The sequence below is a fragment of the Spiroplasma endosymbiont of Poecilobothrus nobilitatus genome (assembly GCF_964030655.1).
Taxonomy (GTDB): domain Bacteria; phylum Bacillota_I; class Bacilli_A; order Mycoplasmatales; family Mycoplasmataceae; genus Spiroplasma.
Genome location: NZ_OZ034915.1, coordinates 616521 through 638706, shown reverse-complemented (window position 1 = coordinate 638706; position 22186 = coordinate 616521). Strand labels below are relative to the sequence as shown.

22 protein-coding genes and 4 pseudogenes are annotated in these 22186 nt (G+C 27.5%); 4 read left to right on the top strand and 22 right to left on the bottom strand.

Annotation, left to right across the window (positions count from 1 at the left end):
• Nucleotides 1-109: 109 nt before the first annotated feature.
• The 10 genes and pseudogenes from truA to AAHM76_RS08480 all read right to left on the bottom strand — a co-directional run.
• Nucleotides 110-856, bottom strand: a complete 747-nt coding sequence (truA, locus tag AAHM76_RS03645; RefSeq protein ID WP_342256727.1) for a tRNA pseudouridine(38-40) synthase TruA — start codon at nt 854-856, stop codon at nt 110-112.
• Nucleotides 850-1821 (bottom strand): energy-coupling factor transporter transmembrane component T, encoded by a 972-nt coding sequence (locus tag AAHM76_RS03640; protein WP_342256726.1) that lies wholly within the window; start codon nt 1819-1821, stop codon nt 850-852. Before AAHM76_RS03640 ends, truA begins: the two co-directional genes overlap by 7 nt.
• 5 nt (nt 1822-1826) lie before the next feature.
• Nucleotides 1827-2744 (bottom strand): energy-coupling factor transporter ATPase, encoded by a 918-nt coding sequence (locus AAHM76_RS03635; RefSeq protein ID WP_342256725.1) that lies wholly within the window; start codon nt 2742-2744, stop codon nt 1827-1829.
• The gene (locus AAHM76_RS03630) at nt 2732-3598 is read right to left on the bottom strand and encodes an energy-coupling factor transporter ATPase (protein WP_342256724.1); all 867 of its coding nucleotides are present in this window, start codon (nt 3596-3598) and stop codon (nt 2732-2734) included. Before AAHM76_RS03630 ends, AAHM76_RS03635 begins: the two co-directional genes overlap by 13 nt.
• Before the next feature lie 161 nt (nt 3599-3759).
• On the bottom strand, nt 3760-6741 hold the full coding sequence (locus AAHM76_RS03625) for a DNA translocase FtsK (protein WP_342256723.1): 2982 nt from the start codon (nt 6739-6741) through the stop codon (nt 3760-3762).
• A 102-nt stretch (nt 6742-6843) separates the two neighbouring features.
• A complete protein-coding gene (locus AAHM76_RS03620) occupies nt 6844-8511 on the bottom strand; it encodes a ribonuclease J (protein WP_342256722.1) in 1668 nt (555 codons plus the stop codon).
• A 287-nt stretch (nt 8512-8798) separates the two neighbouring features.
• Nucleotides 8799-9197, bottom strand: a complete 399-nt coding sequence (locus AAHM76_RS03615) for a hypothetical protein (RefSeq protein ID WP_342256721.1) — start codon at nt 9195-9197, stop codon at nt 8799-8801.
• 15 nt (nt 9198-9212) lie between these two features.
• Nucleotides 9213-10328 (bottom strand): annotated as a pseudogene (locus tag AAHM76_RS03610) (IS3 family transposase).
• A gap of 116 nt (nt 10329-10444) precedes the next feature.
• Nucleotides 10445-10684 (bottom strand): hypothetical protein, encoded by a 240-nt coding sequence (locus AAHM76_RS03605; RefSeq protein WP_342256720.1) that lies wholly within the window; start codon nt 10682-10684, stop codon nt 10445-10447.
• Between the two features lie 102 nt (nt 10685-10786).
• Nucleotides 10787-10843: pseudogene (locus tag AAHM76_RS08480) on the bottom strand (hypothetical protein); the annotation flags it as partial.
• A gap of 295 nt (nt 10844-11138) precedes the next feature.
• Here AAHM76_RS08480 and coaD point away from each other — a divergent pair.
• A complete protein-coding gene (gene coaD / locus AAHM76_RS03600) occupies nt 11139-11561 on the top strand; it encodes a pantetheine-phosphate adenylyltransferase (protein ID WP_342256719.1) in 423 nt (140 codons plus the stop codon).
• Nucleotides 11562-11598: 37 nt separating this feature from the next.
• Here the strand turns inward: coaD and AAHM76_RS03595 are convergent, their stop codons facing one another.
• Together AAHM76_RS03595 and AAHM76_RS03590 are read right to left on the bottom strand one after the other, a co-directional pair.
• Nucleotides 11599-12873, bottom strand: a complete 1275-nt coding sequence (locus AAHM76_RS03595) for a glucose-6-phosphate isomerase (protein ID WP_342256718.1) — start codon at nt 12871-12873, stop codon at nt 11599-11601.
• 56 nt (nt 12874-12929) lie between these two features.
• Nucleotides 12930-13253: a S1 RNA-binding domain-containing protein gene (locus AAHM76_RS03590; RefSeq protein ID WP_342256717.1), complete on the bottom strand. Its 324-nt coding sequence runs from the start codon at nt 13251-13253 to the stop codon at nt 12930-12932.
• A gap of 281 nt (nt 13254-13534) precedes the next feature.
• On the opposite strand from AAHM76_RS03590, the gene AAHM76_RS03585 reads away from it, so the two are divergent.
• Both AAHM76_RS03585 and AAHM76_RS03580 read left to right on the top strand, forming a co-directional pair.
• Nucleotides 13535-13684 (top strand): transposase, encoded by a 150-nt coding sequence (locus AAHM76_RS03585; protein WP_342256716.1) that lies wholly within the window; start codon nt 13535-13537, stop codon nt 13682-13684.
• A 121-nt stretch (nt 13685-13805) separates the two neighbouring features.
• Complete coding sequence (locus AAHM76_RS03580) at nt 13806-14642, top strand: IS3 family transposase (RefSeq protein WP_342256834.1); 837 nt, start codon at nt 13806-13808, stop codon at nt 14640-14642.
• A 121-nt stretch (nt 14643-14763) separates the two neighbouring features.
• On the opposite strand, the gene AAHM76_RS03575 is transcribed toward AAHM76_RS03580, so the two are convergent.
• The 10 genes and pseudogenes from AAHM76_RS03575 to AAHM76_RS03535 form a co-directional block, all read right to left on the bottom strand.
• Nucleotides 14764-15336 (bottom strand): DDE-type integrase/transposase/recombinase, encoded by a 573-nt coding sequence (locus tag AAHM76_RS03575; RefSeq protein WP_342256833.1) that lies wholly within the window; start codon nt 15334-15336, stop codon nt 14764-14766.
• A gap of 140 nt (nt 15337-15476) precedes the next feature.
• Complete coding sequence (locus tag AAHM76_RS03570; protein WP_342256443.1) at nt 15477-15740, bottom strand: hypothetical protein; 264 nt, start codon at nt 15738-15740, stop codon at nt 15477-15479.
• A 78-nt stretch (nt 15741-15818) separates the two neighbouring features.
• Complete coding sequence (locus AAHM76_RS03565) at nt 15819-16814, bottom strand: DNA topoisomerase (RefSeq protein WP_342256715.1); 996 nt, start codon at nt 16812-16814, stop codon at nt 15819-15821.
• A complete protein-coding gene (locus AAHM76_RS03560) occupies nt 16775-17107 on the bottom strand; it encodes a DNA topoisomerase (RefSeq protein ID WP_342256832.1) in 333 nt (110 codons plus the stop codon). The genes AAHM76_RS03565 and AAHM76_RS03560 overlap by 40 nt, the downstream gene beginning before the upstream one ends.
• Complete coding sequence (locus AAHM76_RS03555; RefSeq protein WP_342256831.1) at nt 17103-17423, bottom strand: DNA topoisomerase; 321 nt, start codon at nt 17421-17423, stop codon at nt 17103-17105. The genes AAHM76_RS03560 and AAHM76_RS03555 overlap by 5 nt, the downstream gene beginning before the upstream one ends.
• Before the next feature lie 114 nt (nt 17424-17537).
• A pseudogene (locus AAHM76_RS03550) lies at nt 17538-17798 on the bottom strand (toprim domain-containing protein); the annotation flags it as partial.
• A 199-nt stretch (nt 17799-17997) separates the two neighbouring features.
• Nucleotides 17998-18654, bottom strand: coding sequence for a transposase (locus AAHM76_RS03545; RefSeq protein ID WP_342256714.1), 657 nt, complete (start codon nt 18652-18654; stop codon nt 17998-18000).
• A 69-nt stretch (nt 18655-18723) separates the two neighbouring features.
• A pseudogene (locus AAHM76_RS08475) lies at nt 18724-18813 on the bottom strand (IS1/IS1595 family N-terminal zinc-binding domain-containing protein); the annotation flags it as partial.
• A gap of 232 nt (nt 18814-19045) precedes the next feature.
• A complete protein-coding gene (locus tag AAHM76_RS03540) occupies nt 19046-20587 on the bottom strand; it encodes a hypothetical protein (protein WP_342256713.1) in 1542 nt (513 codons plus the stop codon).
• Nucleotides 20588-20801: 214 nt separating this feature from the next.
• Nucleotides 20802-21629: an IS1/IS1595 family N-terminal zinc-binding domain-containing protein gene (locus tag AAHM76_RS03535; protein WP_342256712.1), complete on the bottom strand. Its 828-nt coding sequence runs from the start codon at nt 21627-21629 to the stop codon at nt 20802-20804.
• 208 nt (nt 21630-21837) lie between these two features.
• Here AAHM76_RS03535 and AAHM76_RS08470 point away from each other — a divergent pair, with 208 nt between their 5' ends.
• The gene (locus AAHM76_RS08470; protein ID WP_425289460.1) at nt 21838-22185 is read left to right on the top strand and encodes an IS3 family transposase; all 348 of its coding nucleotides are present in this window, start codon (nt 21838-21840) and stop codon (nt 22183-22185) included.
• Nucleotide 22186 lies beyond the last annotated feature (1 nt).

Sequence of the window (22186 nt, the reverse complement as noted above, 5' to 3'; positions counted from 1 at the left end):
GCCCTATTTTCTACCCATACTTGTTATTATAAATTATACCATAAAAAAGCAAAATAATATATAGTATCACATTTATTTTTTAAAAAAAAGCATACTAATTAAAATTATGTTAATATTTAATTTTTTTCAAACATAAACCATATGGTTTTGCACAATATTTTGTTATTGTTCCTTTAGGGGGGCAGTTTAATTGTGCTTGTAATTCATTTAAACTAACTTTGCCAGCATAACAAGCTAAAATATTTTGTGTCAACATTCGAATTTGATAACGAATAAAACTTTTTCCCATGAAATGAATTTCAATTTTTTTTGCTTTGTTTCGTTTAACCCAAATTTTGTTAATTGTTCGTGCTGTTGCAATATCCTCGGTTGGTTTAATCCCTGCAAAATAAGTAAAATTGTGTGTTCCAACAAAAATTTGACTAATTTGATGTAACTTTCTAACATTTAATGGTGCATTAACTTTAAGTTCATAACGGTGGTTAAAAAGATCATACTCTTGATCATTAATTGTATAAACATATTCTTTTACTTTTGCAGTTCGAACACTAAAATTTTCGGCTACAAGCTGATATCCTTTAATATTAATATTTGGTGGTAAAGTTTGACTAACGGTTTTAATAAAAAAAGCTAAATGTCGTGGTTGGAATGGTAGTTTTACTAATACCTTTTGATCACAAGCGTGCACACCAGCATCCGTTTTACTAGCTCCTAAAGTTCAAATTTTTTGATGACAAATACCAAAAAATGCTTTCTCCAATTCGCCTTGAATTGTTCGAGCATTTTTTTGTTTAACTCAGCCGCTATAATCATAACCATCATATTCAATACTTAATAATAAATATAACATTATCATTCTAAAACAAATTCATCAATATGTGGAATCCGAATTTGTAAAAATCCTGTTTTAATTTTGCCAAATATTCATCTATTAGAATTGTTATCTCAATGTCAAACTTCATAAAAGGTTTCATATTGTCCCATTGTTACTGATTGAGCAATAATAATGCTAGCAATTCCAACCCCAAAAATAAATAATAACACATCAGAAAAATGAATCCGATAATGACGATAACGTGTTCGTTTGGCATGGGGGTCATAACCACGAGCATCCATTGCATATGCTAAATCTTCAGCTTTTTGAAATGCTGATACTAATAACGGAATAATTAAAGCTGTTGTTGACTTAATTTTATCTTTAAAATGGCCATTTTTAAAATCAACCCCACGTGAGGATTGCGCTTTCATAATCCGTCCTGCTTCTTCAATTAAAGTTGGAATCATTCGTAAGGAAATTGAAATAATTGTTGATAAAATATGAACTGGAAAGCGAACTAGTTTTAATGGACTTAATAAATCTTCTAATGCTAAAGTTAAATCTAATGGGCGCGTTGTTGCCGTTAAAATTGTTGTAATTAAAATCATTAAATAAATCCGGCATGCCATATAAAGGGCATTAAAAATAGCTTTTTCAGAAAAAGCAAATCAACTTTTTCCTCCCGCAGCAACAGGCCCTGTTGCTGTTGCTTTTCCACCTCAATGTCATCCAATATAACCATCCGTAACTAAAAAGCAATTAATTAACAACAAAATAATAAACATAAATAAGATTGGTTTTAGTAATGCTCGTAATAACCTTGGCGGTAATTTCGCTAAAAAGAACAAACTAAAAATTGTTATTCCTAAAATGGCATAACCGGTAAAACCAGTTGAAAAAAAGATTGATATCATTAATGATAACAACATAAATAATTTTACCCGCGGATCCATTCTATGAATTGGGGAATTATAAGCAATATAACGTCCAAATGATAAGCGCATCTCTTTTATCCCTTTCTTTTTTGTTCTTTATGTTGAATAATTTCTTTTGCTAATTGGTCAATATTACGAATATTAACATTTGTTAAATCAAGACCTTTTTCTTGCAATTGATAAATCAAATGATAAATTTTTGGTGGTTCAATTAATAATTCTTGTAATAAATTTTTATCCTTAAAAATTTCAAATGGTGTTCCAACTTTTAAAATTCGGCCTTCTTTTAAAGCGATAACTTCATCAGCATTTTCTAAAACATGGTCCATATTATGCGTTACTAAAATAATCCGTTTATTTTGTTCCTTATTAATCCGTTGAAATAACTTAATAAAATCCTCTTCACCTTCAGGATCTAACCCAGCGGTTGGTTCATCTAAAATTAGAGTATTACCCTCCATTGCTAAAATTCCTGCAATCGCAACCCGGCGTTTTTGCCCTCCTGATAAATCAAACGGTGAACGCTCTAAATAATTTAATGGTAAACCAACCATTTCTAAGTATTTTTTAGCATTTTCTCGAGCAACTTCTTTACTTTCACCCAAGTGAACTGGACCAAACATAATATCTTTTTCAATTGTTTCTTCAAATAATTGATATTCTGGAAACTGGAACACTAAGCCAATTGATTTTCGTAATTGTTTAATATTTTTAATTCGTTTTTGTTTTGCTTTAATAATAAAACCATTTGCATCAACAACTCCTGTGGTTGGAATTAATAAACCATTGATATGTTGAATTAAGGTTGATTTGCCACTTCCTGTTGATCCAATAATAGCAGTAATTTTCCCAGGTTTAATAACAACATTAATATCTTGCAAGGAAGTATATTCATAAGGTGTTTTAGGAGCATAAACATAAGACACATCTGTGAATGTAATATCAACATTTTGTAATGCTTCAATTTTAGGTTGTTTTTTTACTTTTGACATATCTCATCCACCAACTCTATAAGATCTAGTGTATTTTTCACTTTTAAACCATTTAAGCGTAAACTATCAACGACTTTTGAAACAAAAGGAACATCTAAATGAATTGATTTTAAAAACTCTTCATCATACAAAACTTCATGTGGTTTCCCACATTTAACCATTTGGCCTTTATTCATAACAATCACTTTATCAGCATTTAAAATTTCATCCATATCATGCGTAATTGAAATAATTGTTTTTTCGCGTGATTCTTTTAAATCCACCATAATTTGTTTAATTTCTTTTCGTCCTTTTGGATCTAACATACTTGTGGCCTCATCAAAAATAATAATATCTGGTGATAATGCTAGTGCTGAAGCAATTGCAACCCGTTGTTTTTGGCCTCCCGATAGCATTAGTGGTTCATGGTCAAGAAAATTATTCATACCAACTTTTGCAGCAGCTTTATCAATAATTGCTTGCATTTCTTTTTGCGGAATTTGGCGATTTTCAAGCCCAAATGCAATATCATCACGAACTGTTGATCCAATAAATTGATTATCTGGATTTTGGAACACAATTCCTAAAAATTTTCGAATTCCCGTAATTGTTGATGAATGAACTTCATTACCAAAAACTTTAATTTTCCCTTTTTGTGGGCGTAAAACACCAATAATAATTTTACTAATTGTTGATTTTCCACTACCATTATGTCCAATTATTGTAACATATTCCCCATGGTTAATTTCAAAACTAACTCCATCAACAGCATTAGGATGATTTTCCCGATAGCGAAATTCAACATCAGTTAATTTTAATGAAATATCATTTAGTTTCTTTAACTTTGCATTTATTTTTTTTGTTTTTTTTGCCATTTCTTCTCATCCTTAATGTTTTTTACATAATATTTTAATTATATACTTAATATTTAAAAATATTAATTGAAATTTTATCTTTCCAATTATACCATTAATTATATATAAAAATTATAAATAAACAATAAATCATTGTTTTTTTGTAAATTATCTGCGCTCTATTAATAACCGCCATCATTAAAAGGATTATCATCTAAGTCAATATTTTGAACATAGACATCACGTGGTTTTGCTCCATTTTGTGGACCAATAATCCCATTTTCTTCTAAAGCATCAATTAAACGACTAGCACGATTATATCCAATTGAGAATTTTCGTTGAATTAAAGATGTCGAAGCTTTTTGATTTAAAATCACAAAACATTTAATTTCTTGATACAATGAATCAATATTATCGTTTTCATTGCTACTTCCTGTTTCACTATTTATTTCAATATTTAAAAACTCTTCATCATAATCAGGTTCTTGTTGAGCACGACAAAATTCAACTAATCGTTTAATTTCATCATCAGAAATAAAAGCTCCTTGCGCACGGGTTGGAATATTTTGCCCGGCAGGAGCATATAACATATCACCATACCCAATTAGTTTTTCGGCCCCACCTTGGTCTAAAATTGTGCGAGAGTCAATTGCTGAGGTAACTGAAAAGGAAATTCGCGATGGAATATTTGTTTTAATTACCCCGGTAATAACATCTGTTGATGGTCGTTGTGTTGCAATCACCATATGAATTCCAGCAGCACGAGCTAATTGCGTAATTCGCATAATTGAATCTTCAATATCTTTTCCAGCTGTCATCATTAAGTCAGCTAATTCATCAATTATAACAACAATATAAGGTAAGCGATCTTTTTCTGTAACTTTTTTATTAAACGATTCAATATTACGGACTCCACGTTCTGATAGCATACTATAACGACGTTCCATTTCAGCAATTATTTTTTTTAAGGCAGAATTTGCTAATTTAGTATCTGTAATAACTGGCGCTAATAAATGGGGTAAATTATTATAAACAGCTAGTTCAACCTGTTTTGGGTCAATTAATAATAATTTAACTTCCGATGGTTTTGTTCGTAATATTAGCGATGATAAAATGGTGTTAATACAAACAGATTTTCCACTACCTGTTGAACCAGCAACTAATAAATGTGGCATTTTATCTAATTCAACAAAAATAATTTCTTCGTTCACACTACGGCCAATGCCAACTAATAATTTACGATCTTGTTTTTCTAATGGTAACCGTTCCATAATTTCACGTAATGTTACTTTATTGCTAATTTCATTAGCAATTTCAATCCCAACTGCTGACTTTCCTTGAATTGGGGCTTCAATTCGAACATTTTGAGTTGCTAAAGCATATTTTAAATCATTTTCTAAATGCATAATTTTGTTAACTTTCACTCCTGGTTGCATTTGAACTTCAAATTTTGTAATAGTTGGCCCAATATTAATTCCTTGTACACTAGCAGCAATATTAAATTGTTGAAAAACTTGATTAATTTTCACTGCCTTCTTTTGCGCAGCAAGTTTATTTCGTTCATTATTACGACGGTTATCTTCTTTTGTACTTAATAAACCTAAATTTAGTAATTTGTAATGTGGATTATTAAAAGTATTTCGGGGTGAAACAGTTTGACTATTTTTTTTATTAATTTCAATTGACTTGGGTCTCATAACACGGTGTGGTGGTTGATACGGCGCGTCAAAATGTTGTTGTTCCATTAATGGTGGATCATAATTCGAATAATATTCATCTTGGTATGGTTCTAATGGATGATGATATTCTGAATTACTTTGTCGATGATAAATTCCTTCATTAATATCAACTGTTTCAAATTGCTCTGATGGAGTTGGATTAAATTCTTCCGTTGGTAATTGTTCATCATAAAATGATGTTTGCTTTAAAGTTGTTGAATTACCACCTCGATTAATTTTTCCAAAAGGCGTGATATCAGTTGCTGAATTCAACTTATCGCGCGCAGCATCAATATTAATATCTTTTCTATAAGAAGAACCATACACTGGTAAATCATCAAGTTTTTTATTAAGCGTATTATTACTACGGCGATTACGTGGTTGAATATATTGGTCCGGTGTTAATTGCATTCTTGAACGGTGTGGTAATTGCGAAGAATGTGGTGACTGTGAAGGCCCTGAATGATAATCATTGAAAGGCTCTTTTCGTAATTCTGGTGTAGAACTAGTTTGATTATCAAAACGAACATAATTTTGTTTCATTTTTTTATTGCCAACAAAATCATCGGCAATTAAATCATCAATTAAATGTTGGTCATGTAATGCTGTACATGATGGCATTTGAATTGTAATATCTGATGCTTCTGTTGTATGCATAACTTGCCGAGCCGAAAATAATTCCTCATCGGGAATATTAAAATTTTGGTAAATATTTTGCTTTTGACATCGATTTGCTGATAAACGTAATACACGCACACCTTGTTGCTGGCGTTCATTTTTTGGTAAAAACATTCCAAATGCTGTTCCTGTTGCGACTCAACTTCCTCATAATAAAAAAAATGATAAACACAAAATTAACGAACCAAAAATTGTAGTATAACTAGCAATACCAGCTAAAAGATTTCCAACCATACCACCTCCAGCATATAAAGTAATTCAAGCACCATTAAAACCAACAAATGTTATCGGATGGTTTGGATTAGGATTAAAAATTGATGCATCTTGTCATCGTTGCAAATAATTCTTAACAACATCTAAAAAAACAGTTTTATCAAAATACGCCATTTGCCCGTTAGCATATTGATAAATTAACAAAATGATGCTTATCAATCAGCAGGGCAAAATAATAAAGGTTACCACCATTCAAATTACCCGTGATTTTAATCGAATCCGTACCCCAATAAAAATTGTCAAACCTAGCACTAAGCATACAAAATACATTAAATACTTAAATCAGCCAAATGCAAATGTAAATAAAACATCATCAATAAATTGCCCAATTAAAGTAATTCGCCCTACGGCAAGAATAGTAAAAAACGTCACTAATAATGCCCCAATTACTCACCCGATGGAATCATTACGACGCTGCTTTTTTTTGACTTTTAAGATTGCAGTTTTCTCATTCTGATCATTTAATAACTGATCATCATAAGATTTCTTTTCCATAGTGCAGCCCTCCTAAAATTCTAAATATTTAGAAATTACTTTAAATATGACCATACATTTTAAAAGCTTCAAATATTTATCTACTATAAATATATCATAAAATTAAATTTCATTCACAATTGCTAAAATAATTGGTGTTTTTCCTGTTTCTGTTTTAACAAATGAACTAATTGTCGATCTAATTTCATTTTTTACTTCATTGACATCATACATTTCACCAACAACAGCTTTTTTATAATGTTTCTCAATAATTTCAATAATAACTTTTTGCATTTTACGGAAAATATCATTATTTTCTTGAATATAAATTACTCCTCGCATTTGCGTATCAATTAAAGAAACTAATTCCTTTGTTTTACTATCAATTGAAACCCCAATAATAACAACTCCATCAGTAGCTAATTGTTTTCGTTCATTTAAAACAACTGCTCCAATGTCACCAACGCCAATCCCATCAACATATAAATCAGCGGTTTTTACCTTATTGCTTTTTTTCATATATTCACCATCAATAAATTCAAGACCTTCGCCATTATCAACAATAAAAATATGTTCTGGATTAATCCCAGCTTCAATTGCCGCCATTTTTGCTTGCACAAAATCTTTATATAAACCTTTCACTGGCACAAAATATTTTGGATTAATAATTGAACTCATTAATTTAACATCTTCATAACTTGCTGTCATTGTTCAAACTTTTTTATCTGATAAAGCAATTGTTTTTGCGACAGTTCGAGCTAATTCATCTAAAACATTGGCATGATTTAATTCACTTCCTGGGTTTGGCGGTGTTGCTAAAATAATTGTATCACTTTCTTTAATATCTAAAATATCATCATTACCAGAAGCAATTTTAATCAAACGACTATATAAACGTTCTCCACTACCAGTTACAATAATTAATGATTTTTCTTCTTTAACTGCTTCTTGTAATCCTTTTAAATTAATTCCATTGAAATTTAGTTTTTTACTATCCGATAACACTTTTAATGACTCCAACAAAGTTTGGCCATAAATTCCAACTGAAATATTATTTTCACGAACTAAATCAAATAACTCACTAATTTTATGTAAATCTTGATCAAAACAAGCTAAAATAATACGATCTTCTGTTTCTTTAACGGCTCGTTCAATATAATTTTTAATCTTATGGTTTGGTGCTGTATAATCACGGCGTGAAGCTGATGAGGCTTCTGATAAAAATAATAGTACCTTATTTTTAACAATAATTTGATTTAAATGTTGTAAATCTGTTGCAAAATTAGGGTCTGCTTTAGCATCAAAAATATAATCTCCAGTATAAATAATTGTGCCATCAGGTGTATGCAATGCAAAGCCAAAACTATTTGGCATATTTGTTGTTGTTGAAAATACTTCAACCTTGCATAATCCAAAATCAAGAATATCTTTTGCATTAATAACATGAAAACATTCTTCTTTCCCGCGAACTTTAAAACGTTGTAAATGGAATTTTAAAATATTACAAGTTAAATCACTTCCATAAACTGGTAGTGCCAATTCTTTTAAAATATAAGTAATTGCTTCAGAACATTCATCAGAAGGTTTTGTAATAAAAACACCCTTAATTCTAGCGCGGTTTTCCTTTAGATAATCAAAATTAGGAATTACTACATCAATTCCTAAAATTCCACGTTCCGGATTTTTTGTTCCTGCATCAAAAATAAAAATATCTTGTTTTACCTCAATGCAGTATAAATTTTTACCTCGCTCGTCTAATCCACCAAGAGCGAAAAAATTAATTTTTGCCATAATTAAAATCGTCTACTTTCTATTAGTTATTCATTAATTAATACTTATTTACATTTTATTTTTTAAATGTATTTATACATTTTTCCCCTTAATACAAATGTAATCTCTCTAAACAAATGTAATCTTAATTATTATACATTACTATTAAAAAAATATCCAAATAATCGGAAAAATATCATATTACTATTTTAATTTTGTAGAAAACTCTTGATGAAATAAAAAAAATCATCAATATGATAACTTTAAAAGAAAATTATATAAACTTTTAATATTGTTATTTAACTTTTTTATACGTTAAAATATAATACCGATGATTGTTGGTTTGGCGTTAAACCTTTATGCTGGTATTTTCATTTTCAGAGATTTAAATAATTTTGAATGTTCGTGAAACCTAAGCCATGATAATGAATTAAGGATTCTTTAAGATTTGATTGTAATTTACTAATTTTATTTAACTTCCGATAACTAGCATCAGGATTTGTGCTAGTTTTAGTTGCTAATAAAATATAATTTGTTTGTTTTGCTACTAATAAATATAATGGTTGCATGTCAGAAATAATAATTGAATTTTCTTTGATTAATTGTTTATTAATATTTTCAATAATTCACTGTTTTTGTAATCGTTTTGTGTTGGTTGATTTAACATAAATATTATTATTGCTATCAACAGCCTGGAATGGCAACACTTTTTAGGACACTTTTTATATGGACATTTGTTTTCTAAAAGTAACTGGAGATAAATAATTTAAACTGCCATGAATTCGAATATTGTTATATCAATGCACAAAATCAAAAAGTTCGTATTTTAATTGTGTTAAATTTTTAAATTTTTTACCCTTAATAAATTCAGTTTTAAAAGTTTTGTAAGTTGCTTCAGCAACAGCATTATCATATGGGCAGACTTTATTGCTTAATGATCTTTTAATATTAAAAGTTATTAAAATTTCATCAATGATTTTATTTTTAAACTCATTACCACGATCAGTATGAAATAGAGTTATTTGATTTAATGGTCGTGTTATTTTATGAAAAGCTTGTTAGACCAGTTCGGCTGTTTTATTCGGCCCAGCACTATAACCAATTATTTCACGATTAAACAAGTCAATTAATAAACAAATATAATGTCATTTAGCGCCAACTTGAACATATGTTAAATCACTAGCAATAACTTCATTAGGTTTTTTGTTGTTAAATTGACGATTTAAAATATTATTAATTTGGTCATTATTGACTGTTGTTTTATGATTATGATATTTTAATTTGGTGTATTTAGAAACCAAATTATTTTTGATCATAAAGAATCTGATTTTTCGCCGCGATAAGATGATATCTTTTCTGTTTAAAATAACTTTAATTTTGCGAGCCCCATAAATTTTGTGGCTTTTATTAAAGGCACTGATAATTTCTTGTTCATAATTATTAACTTGCTTGTTAATACATTTATTAGTTTGATAATAATACGTTGATTTTGATAAACCCAAAATCTTACATATTTTTCTTACTGAATATTTTGTTTTGTTGTTATTAATTATTGTTATTTTTTGACCATTATCTATCAGTGCGGCTTGCTTTAAAATGTCATTTTCCATTTTCAAGTCTTTAAGTTCTTTTCGTAAAGTTATTATTTCATTTTCTTCTAGTGTGCGATTGTCTTTTGCTTTAAATGAACCAGAATTATTATAATTTTTAACTCAACTATAAATAGTTGGTTTTTGTAAATTATATTCTTGCCCTAGATTAATAACACTTTTACCATTTTTATATAGCATGACAATTTGTTTTTTAAATTCTTCAGAGTATGAAGTTTTATTTCCCATTTTTATATTCCTTCTTTCTTAATAATTTTATCTAATTTTGAAGTCTATATAATTATGGTCCTAATAATTGTAGCCTATCCAGCCATTTGAACACAACATTTATTGTTGGTTGAAAATTAATCAAGATGAATTTTTCTTTTATCAAATTTATCTTTAAAATTACCTTTGTGGATTTCTTTAATAAATGTTTCATCGATTTGAATTTGGCCATTCAACGTTTTAAATTTTAATTGGGTGTTTTCTAATTGTTTTGATTTCATTATTTTTTGGCGATTATATCAAGCTGTTTTCGGTGATGTTTTAATAAAGTGGGAAATCATTTTACTAGATTGGCCTAATAATGAAATTTGAATCAATAAATTTCACTGTTCATAATTTAAATGACTTCAATACGTAAAATGATCACGAAAAGCATCAAAACTAGCACGACATTTTTTGCATAAATATTTTTGTTTTCCTTCAGGATTATGACCATTTTTAACACAATAAAAAGATTGACAATTAGGACATTTAATACCTTTATCCCTAAATTTTTGGGCAATTTCATTTAAGCTTTTTTGTTTTTTAATTAATTCTGCTTCTTTTTTGACTTTTTCATGAAATTCTAAAAATTGATCATCTGTTAAAATATTTATTAATTATTCAATTATTTTTTCCATTAATTATTCACCTCTTATATTAAAAATATACCTAATTTTAGGTATATTTTATAAATATCAAGAGTTTTCTACAAAATTAAAGTATTACTATTATCTCATAACACATTTTTTGAGTTAAAATAATAATATTTAAAAGGATGTGAAAATAATCTTGAAAGCAATTTTTTCAGGTAGTTTTGACCCAATTCATGACGGTCATCTTAATATTATTAAAAAAGCAAGTGCTTTATTTTCAAAATTATATGTTGTAATTACTAATAATTTAGAAAAATCAAATCAAACAAACATTAAAACTCGCGCTGAACAAGCTGCCATAGCTTGTCAAAACCTTAATTTAAATATTGAAATTGTTATTAATGGCCAAGTGTTAACTAGTGATTTTGCTAAACAATTAGGGGCTAAATATATTATTCGAGGACTACGAAATAATAACGATTTAAAATATGAAATGGAATTAGCTTTTGCTAATAAACAATTAAATAAAGACCTTGAAACAATTTTTTTTATTGCCGATTATGGTTTGAATGAAATTTCTTCAACTTTTTTAAACCAAATTAAGCAATTAAAAAAATAAAAAAATATTGAGTTTAAATATTTTTTTATTTTATCTTTTATTTTCCTAATAAATTAAACATATTTTGTTTATAAATCTCAACTCCTGGTTGATCAAATGGATTTATTTCTAACAAGTAAGCTGACATTGCACAAGCTTTCATAAATCAATATGATAAATAACCAAACATTTTATCATCCATTGTTGCAAATTCTAAAACAATATTTGGCACATGCCCAACTTTTGTATGAGCAGCAACAACGCCTTCAACAGCAATGGTATTTACTTCATACAATGTTCTTCCAGCGAGATAATTTAAACCATCGGTATCTACTGCTTCTTTTGGCAGGTTAAGATCAATTTGTGGTTCTTTAATTGCAATAACTGTTTCAAATAAAATATTTTTTGTCCCTTCTTGAATGAATTGGCCAAGAGAATGTAAATCTGTCGAAAAAACACATGATAATGGTAGTAAACCCTTTGAATTTTTTCCTTCTGATTCCCCAAATAATTGTTTTCATCATTCGGTAATCATCTGCATTTGTAACTCATAAGTTACAAGCATTTCTGCTTTATATTTTTCCTCTTGATTTAAAATATAACGTCCAACAGCATATTTATACGCATGATTAGTGAAATCATCAATTAAAGTATCTTGATAAGCTTGTTGTGCTCCTTTAAAAACATTATCAACATTAATACCACTTACTAACATTGCAAAAACACCAACTGGTGTTAACACTGAATATCTTCCCCCAATGTCATCCGGAATAACAAAGGTTTGATATCCTGCTTTATCAGCTAATGTTTTTAGAGCCCCTTTCTCTTTATCTGTAATAGCAACAATTAAGTTGGCTGCTTTTAGTCTTCCTTCTTTTTTTTCTAAAATCTCTTTGCAAAGACGAAATGCAATTGCTGGCTCAGTTGTTGTTCCTGATTTAGACACAACACAAATTCCAAATTTTTTGTCTTGAAGATATTTCAAAACTTGTGCTGTATAAGTTGAAGACATTGTATTTCCAATATAAATGATTTCTACTTTTTGTTGACTATATAACCCATTAATCATTTCAATTGCTGCTCGCGCGCCAAGATAACTCCCGCCAATTCCAATTACCAATAAAATGTCAATTTCACTAGCTAATTTCTTTGCTGTTTGTTTCATTTTTGCAAGCTCTGCTTGATCATAATTATTTGGTCACTCAACTCAACCGAGGAAATCATTTCCTAATCCTGTTTTATTATGAATCATTTGGTGAATATCTTTAACTCGCCCTAAATATTTGTTAAAAACATATTCGGCTAATGCATTAGTAAAATCTACTTTAATCATTTTAATAATATGCCTGCTTTCTATCTAAAAAACCTTACATTTGTAAAAATTTTAATTTATTTACTTGTTAGTGAATTAATTTTTTCACTTAACATTTGGAATCCTACTCCTGTTTCTTGAATTTGACTATTATTCTTTTTCAATAATTCAGGTCGACAATTCTTATAACTTAATTTAACTTGTTTCTTAACTGGGTCATAGTCTAGTACATCTACTTCAACATTGTCACCAATATTAACAAATTCTTTGATATCTCTTACATAGTAATCTGAAATCTCACTAATGTGGATTAATCCAGCAGCATTTTTTAATTCGCAAAATGCACCAAACGGTGTAATGTTTGTAACTTTTGCAAGAACTTTGCTTCCTTTTACATACATAATTCGTCACATCCCCCTTCTGAAACTGTACTAATTATACCGCTAGAACTATGAAAATCATTTTCTAAATAATAAAATATTTTGCATAAATATCTAGCATAAAAAAGTATCGTTTAGAGTGCACCCATTTTAGTAAGTACTAATAAAAAGTATTTACTATTTTTTTAATTATATCTTTTTCTTTACGATTTGAATATCATGTATTTGGATGGGTTAAGATAAATTGGACAACAATAATGTAGAGTAAATATTTATAATTAAACTACAATGGAGGTGTAATTATGGCAAAGAATCATTATACTGATGAATTTAAAAAACAAATTGTTAGTCTTTACAAAATGGGTCAAACTCCTGAACAATTAGTCAATGATTATCAAATTGGTAAATATACTGTTTGGAAATGAGCTAACCAATTTAGCAACTCGGGCTAATTTAAAGCTAAAGACAATAGAACGCCAGAAGAAAACGAATTAATTCAATTACGTAAAAAAGTTAAACAATTAGAAATGGAAAATGACATTTTAAAGCAAGCCGCACTAATAATCGGCAAAAATAGCAATCATTAAAAATAACAAAGCAAAATATCCAATTATTAATTTATGTAAAACATTGAAATTTGCTAGATCAACATATTACTATCAATTAAAAGCAAATAATCCCAAGAATACTCAAAACATTGATAATGCTGTTATCAGTATTTTTCTAAAAAGTCGTAAAAATTATGGAACACGCAAAAGTAAAGTTATATTAGCTCAGCAAAATATCATGTTATCTTGTGTAAAAATCAGCAACATAATGAAAAAATATAACTTAATTTCAAATTATACAAAAATCAAATACAAACATTCAAATACAACTGATGTTACATATAAATATAACAATTTGTTAAATCAAGATTTTGATAGTTATAAACTACATGAAGTTGTTGTCAGTGATTTAACCTATGTTTTTATTAGTAACAAATGATATTATGCCTGTTTCTTAGTTGATTTATTTAATCGAGAAATTATTGGTTATGATGTTAGTTTACACAAAAATGCCAAATTAGTTGAAAGCAGCTTTAATAAACTTCAATTTTCATTAAGCAATATTAAAATATTTCACACTGATCAAGGCAGTGAATTCAATAATAATCTTATTTATAACCTGTTAGTTAAAAATGGGATTCAAAAATCTTACAGTAAACCAGGTTGTCCTTATGACAATGCTGTTGCGGAATCAACATACAAAATTTTTAAAACTGAATTTATTAAAAATAATAAATTTAAAAACGTTGAGCAGTTTAAATTAGAATTATTTGATTACATTAATTGGTACAATAATATTCGAATTCATAGCAAACTAAATTATTTAACACCAGTGCAATACAGAAATTATTATTCTACATAAAATTTGTCCAAAAAACCCTTGCCATTACAATTTCATTTTATAACATCTTGTATATATTCTTCATGTGAATTATATATTTTATTATGGATTGTAGCTTTCTTAAGTAATGAATGAAAAATTTCTATAACAATATTATCTGCACAGTGGTATTTTTCCCCATTGAAATTATAATACCGTTAGATAAACATTTATCGTGATAAATAGTGGATGTATATTGATATCCGTGATCTGAGTGAATTATTATTCCATTCAGATCTTTTTTTATTAATTTTATTTTATTAATTGCATCATTTAAATTATCCATTACTAATTTATTGTCATTATATTTAGTTCACTTTACATCAACTATTTCTTTAGTATATCCATCAATAATTGTTGATTGATAATATCTTTCTCCTTTTCAAATTAAATATGTTACATCAGTATATAGTACTGAAAACCTTGTTTTTATATCATTGAATTTACGATTAATTAAATCAGGATATTGCAATAAGCTTTTTTCTTTATTCTGTTTATACTTTATTTTTCTTCTCATTTTTCTTACATATTCAGGTTGTATTTGATTATCACGCATAATTCTTAAAACTTTTTTTGAATTATATTTTATACCATAATCTTCTTTTAAATATTTAGTAATTCTTCGATAACAAAATTGTTTTAAATTTTCTTCATAGACTTTTACAATATCATTTATTGCTTTTTTATCTTTTTTGCTACTGTCATAATTTTTATATTTATCTCAATAACTACGTTTTAACCCCGTTACTTCTAGTAATAATTTTATTGAATATTCACGACAATTTTTTTTAATAAAAGAGACTATTCTTAGTTTGCTTAATTGTAAAAGTCATGGAGCTTTTTTAATAATTCATACCTTGTTTTATAATATTCTAAATTTCTTTTGGCAAAAGAAATTTTAGGTCCTTTAGGATTGTTTAATTTTCCTTTTTTATGATTTGTTCATCAAGATTCTACTGTATTTGCATTTATATTATATTGTTTTGCTACTATTCAACAACTTTTTTGTTTAATTTCCTCAATGATTTTTGTTCTAAATTCTGATGTATATTTGTTATATTTTTGTCCTTTTTTTGCCACATAAAAATGCACCCCATATAAAAATTTAACAAAATCTTTTTTTATTTTACTTACTTTTTGGGGTGCAGCCTTGTTTTATTATTTTAATAAATTAATTCAATACAATCCGTTATTTTCGCTATTATTTTCTTCTTGTTCGGTCTTTTCTTCTTTATATGAATCAGTGTAATTACAATTTGGATAATTAGTACATGCCTTAAAGCGTTGACGTCGCTTATTAAATTTCAAAATAATTTCACCAACGTCGTATTCTGGACAAGGACCAAATTTTAGACCAGTTTGATGAATATAACGACATTTTGGAAACCCTGAACATGCAATAAATTTCCCGCATTTTCCATACCGATATACTAAATCATTCCCGCATTCTGGACATTCAATCCCTGCCTTCTCAACTGGGATTTCTTCCATTAATTCCATTGCTGCTTCAATGCGTGGTTCAAATCGTTCTCAAAATTCTTTTAATAATGGTTTTGGTTCCGCGTTACCGTGTGCAATCACATCCAAACTTTCTTCAATTGTTGAAGTGTATGTTTCGTTAATAATATCACTAAAATATTCTTGTAATTTATCACTTGTTAAAATCCCTTTTTCAGTTGCTTTAATTGCTTTGTTTTCTACAATAATATAACCACGATCTTTTAATGTTCGCATAATTGGTGCATAATTTGATGGGCGCCCAACCCCAATTTCCTCTAATGTCTTAATTAATTTCGCTTCAGAGTAACGACTCGGTGGTTTAGTAAAATGTTGAATTCCATATAATTCATTTAAATTAATAATTTGATTTGGTTTTAACATTGGTAACTTTGCAATTTCTTCATCACCTTCTAAAACATAACATTTTAAAAACCCATCAAATTGAATCGTACTTCCTGTCATCCGAAATTCATAATTATTATTATCTAAAATAATTGTTTTACTTAATAACTTTGCATTCGCCATTAAACTAGCTAACGCACGACTATAAATAATTTTATATAAACGTAGTTGATCACGACTTAAATATTCTTTTGCCGCTTCTGGTGTCATCGTTAAATCAGTTGGACGAATTGCTTCATGAAAATCTTGCACATTTTTTTATTTTTTGGTGGTGTTTTAACTTCGCCTAAATATTCTGTTCCATACTTAATTGTAATATAGTCAAAAGCATCCTGAACAAACTTATAACTTAATCGAATTGAATCTGTCCGCGGATATGTTATAAATCCAGTAATATTATCTTTAACTTTAATTCCTTCATATAATTGCTGGGCAATTAATGATGTTTTATTTGAAGCAAAACCCATTTTACTACTTGCTTCTTGTAACATTGTTGAAGTAGTATGCGGATTCGGTGATTTTCGTTGTTTTTCACTTTCTTTAATTTGAACAACAACAAAATCTTTTTTTAAAGCTTTTTTTAACTTTTAGAACATCTGCTTCTACTTTTAATTCAATTTTTTCATCCTTAAATTTTGTTAATTTAACGGCTGCCTTTTTATATAATCCTTCAACAGTCCAATATTCCTCTGGCACAAAGTTTTGCCATTCTTTTTCTCGTTCAACAACTAACTTTAAAGCAACCGATTGTACTCGTCCTGCTGATTTTGACTTAATCTTTTTCTGTAACAATTTGCTTAAGCGAAAACCAATAAAAAGGTCTAAAATTCGTCGAGTTTCTTGTGAATGAACTAAATTCATATTCATATCTAGATCTGTTTGATGTTGAAATGCATCTAACACTGCTTCTTTTGTAATTTCATTAAAGCAAACACGGCGGGATTTCTCACCGCAATTTAAGACTTCATTTAAATGATAAACAATTGCTTCTCCTTCTCGGCCAGGGTCGGTTGCTAGAATAACCAAATCTGCTGCTTTGGTTTGGCTTCTTGTTTTAATTTTTTAACATTTTTTTCCACGTTCCATTTTATAACTTGGTTCAAAAGTCTTAATATCTACTCCTAACCCATACTCACCTTTTGTTGATAAATTACGATTATGTCCTTCTGATGATAAAACTAAATAATTTTCGCCAAGATATTTTTCAACTGCTTTTGTTTTAGTTGGGGACTCCATTATTACCAGCGTCTGCGCCATGTTTTCTCTCCTTTATTTTTTAAAACACATCAATAATTATTATACATAATATTTTAAAAAACTATTTTGAAATTTATTTTTAATTTTGTAGAAAACTCTTGATGAAATAAAAAAAATCATCAATATGATAACTTTAAAAGAAAATTATATAAACTTTTAATATTGTTATTTAACTTTTTTATACGTTAAAATATAATACCGATGATTGTTGGTTTGGCGTTAAACCTTTATTCTGGTATTTTCATTTTCAGAGATTTAAATAATTTTGAATGTTCGTGAAACCTAAGCAATGATAATGAATTGAGGATTCTTTAAGATTTGATTGTAATTTACTAATTTTATTTAACTTCCGATAACTAGCATCAGGATTTGTACTAGTTTTAGTTGCTAATAAAATATAATTTGTTTGTTTTGCTACTAATAAATATAATGGTTGCATGTCAGAAATAATAATTGAATTTTCTTTGATTAATTGTTTATTAATATTTTCAATAATTCACTGTTTTTGTAATCGTTTTGTGTTGGTTGATTTAACATAAATATTATTATTGCTATCAACAGCCATTTGAATACAACATTTAGTGTTGGTTGAAAATGAATCAAGATGAATTTTTCTTTTATCAAATTTATCTTTAAAATTACCTTTGTGGATTTCTTTAATAAATGTTTCATCGATTTTAATTTGGCCATTTAACTTTTTAAATTTTAATTGGGTATTTTCTAATTGTTTTGATTTCATTATTTTTTGGCGATTATATCAAGCGGTTTTCGGTGATGTTTTAATAAAGTGGGAAATCATTTTACTAGATTGGCCTAATAATGAAATTTGAATCAATAAATTTCACTGTTCATAATTTAAATGACTTCAATACGTAAAATGATCACGAAAAGCATCAAAACTAGCACGACATTTTTTGCATAAATATTTTTGTTTTCCTTCAGGATTATGACCATTTTTAACACAATAAAAAGATTGACAATTAGGACATTTAATACCTTTATCCCTAAATTTTTGATCAATTTCATTTAAGCGTTTTATTTTTTAATTAATTCTGCTTCTTTTTTGACTTTTTCATGAAATTCTAAAAATTAATCATCTGTTAAACTATTTATTAATTCTTCAATTATTTTTTCCATTAATTATTCACCTCTTATATTAAGAATATACCTAATTTTAGGTATATTTTATAAATATCAAGAGTTTTCTACAAAATTAAAGAAATTTATTATTCTAAATTAAAATATTTTTTTATTTTAGCGATTATTGTATCAATTCCTTCAGTAACACTAGGAACAATAAAATACAAAATAACAGTTATTGCAATTAATAATAAAATAACACCTAAAATACTTATTGTAATTCAAAAAGATTTAGCATTAAATTTTGATTTAGTAACTACTCCAAATTCATTTTTTTTAATTTTTTTTGTTTTATTTTCTTTTGCATGATAAAAATTTTCAATTAATTGATCATATTGTTTTTCTGTCAACCCAAATTGGGCCATTGCTTTATAATGTTCCATTTTAAGATGACCATATTCATCAAATATTTTTGGATAAATCTCACTAGCTTGTTTTTCCCCTAATGATGTCTTAATTGTATAATCATTATATGTTCAGAAAGCTGGTTTTGTATCCTTTACTTTGTCAATATTAACAAAGGTTATTTCATCATCTAAAACATCCGTTTCTATTATTTTTGGATTAGATTCCATTAAATCAAAGTTTGGTGATTTGACACCTAAAAAATCATGAATATCTTCAGCAGCAACCTTATTAACATCATTATCATTTTTTGAAATATCATTGTCTTTTTTTTCAGGTGAATCTCCTATTTTAAATTCATCATCATTAAAAAAGAAACTATGTGTATCATCTTCAGGATTAAAATTATTATCTGAATCATCTTCAAAATCAAGGAAATTAAACTTATCTTCTACATTATTTTCAGTTAAAGATGAACTTTTTTCTGGTTCAGAACTAACAATTATTGGAGAAACATTTTTTTCATTTAAAGCATCAGATTGGTCATATTTTGGCTTTAATAATTTATAATCAATACTATCTGTTGGCAAATGTACAGAATTATTATTACTTGAATTATAATCTGCTGCATTATTACTTGAATTATCAACTTTTTTTTCTCAAGTATTAACCAACTTTTGATTTAGTGCTTCTGCTTCTTGCAAATGACGCAATGAAGTATCTAATGTCTGTTTTAAGTTTTGATATTCATCAAAATTAGATTTTGGTCGACTACGATGACGCCCAATAAACTCATCCAAAATATCAGAAATATGTACTGCTCAATTATATTCTTCTTCGGCACTTAATGGTAAACTTGGACGACGAAAATCATTATAATATCGTTCTGTTCCTAATGGAATACGAGAATTATAAGGAGATAAATAATATTCTTCTCTAACAGGGTGATATTGAAAATTATCATTACTTCTAGCATTATTTACTAAATTATTAAAATTTTGTCCAACATTATGAGGACTATATTGATATGCTTGTCCTAGTGGAAAACTTTGATTTGGTTGTAGTCCCGTCATTGGATACTGAATAATTGGAGAATATTGATATTGTACAAATAACGGTGGATATGGCGCTTTTGGAATTGAATACTGAACTACTAATGATGGTGTTTCACACCCGTAAGGAGGAAAAACAGGGTATTGACAATAATTAAAAAAAATCGGATGATGAATCCGACAATTATTGTGACAATTACTGTTATGACCCTGCTTACTATTTTGACACATATGTTCACCCTGCTTGTATTAACCGCTATATTTATTATATCATAAAATAATGTTTTCTTCTATTAGGGTTATTATTAAGGACCAACCTTTTAACTTTAATAATTAAATTAGATTTTTAATTTTGTAGAAAACTCTTGATGAAATAAAAAAAATCATCAATATGATAACTTTAAAAGAAAATTATATAAAATTTTAATATTGTTATTTAACTTTTTTATACGTTAAAATATAATACCGATGATTGTTGGTTTGGCGTTAAACCTTTATGCTGGTATTTTCATTTTCAGAGATTTAAATAATTTTGAATGTTCGTGAAACCTAAGCCATGATAATGAATTAAGGTTTCTTTAAGATTTGATTGTAATTTACTAATTTTATTTAACTTCCGATAACTAGCATCAGGATTTGTACTAGTTTTAGTTGCTAATAAAATAGAATTTGTTTGTTTTGCTACTAATAAATATAATGGTTGCATGTCAGAAATAATAATTGAATTTTCTTTGATTAATTGTTTATTAATATTTTCAATAATTCACTGTTTTTGTAATCGTTTTGTGTTGGTTGATTTAACATAAATATTATTATTGCTATCAACAGCCATTTGAACATAACATTTAGTGTTGGTTGAAAATGAATCAAGATGAATTTTTCTTTTATCAAATTTATCTTTAAAATTACCTTTGTGGATTTCTTTAATAAATGTTTCATCGATTTGAATTTGGCCATTTAACGTTTTAAATTTTAATTGGGTGTTTTCTAATTGTTTTGATTTCATTATTTTTTGGCGATTATATCAAGCGGTTTTCGGTGATGTTTTAATAAAGTGGGAAATCATTTTACTAGATTGCCCTAATAATGAAATTTGAATCAATAAATTTCACTGTTCATAATTTAAATGACTTCAATACGTAAAATGATCACGAAAAGCATCAAAACTAGCACGACATTTTTTGCATAAATATTTTTGTTTTCCTTCAGGATTATGACCATTTTTAACACAATAAAAAGATTGACAATTAGGGCATTTAATACCTTTATCCATAAATTTTTGATCAATTTCATTTAAGCGTTTTTGTTTTTTAATTAATTCTGCTTCTTTTTTGACTTTTTAATGAAATTATAAAAATTGATCATATGTTAAACTATTTATTAATTCTTCAATTATTTTTTCCATTAATTATTCACCTCTTATATTAAAAATATACCTAATTTTAGGTATATTTTATAAATATCAATAGTTTTCTACAAAATTAAAGGTTGAAAGCAGCTTTAATAAACTTCAATTTTCATTAAGCAATATTAAAATATTTCACACTGATCAAGGCAGTGAATTCAATAATAATCTTATTTATAACCTGTTAGTTAAAAATGGGATTCAAAAATTTTACAGTAAACCAGGTTGTCCTTATGACAATGCTGTTGCGGAATCAACATACAAAATTTTTAAAACTGAATTTATTAAAAATAATAAATTTAAAAACGTTGAACAGTTTAAATTAGAATTATTTGATTACATTAATTGGTACAATAATATTCGAATTCATAGCAAACTAAATTATTTAACACCAGTGCAATACAGAAATTATTATTCTACATAAA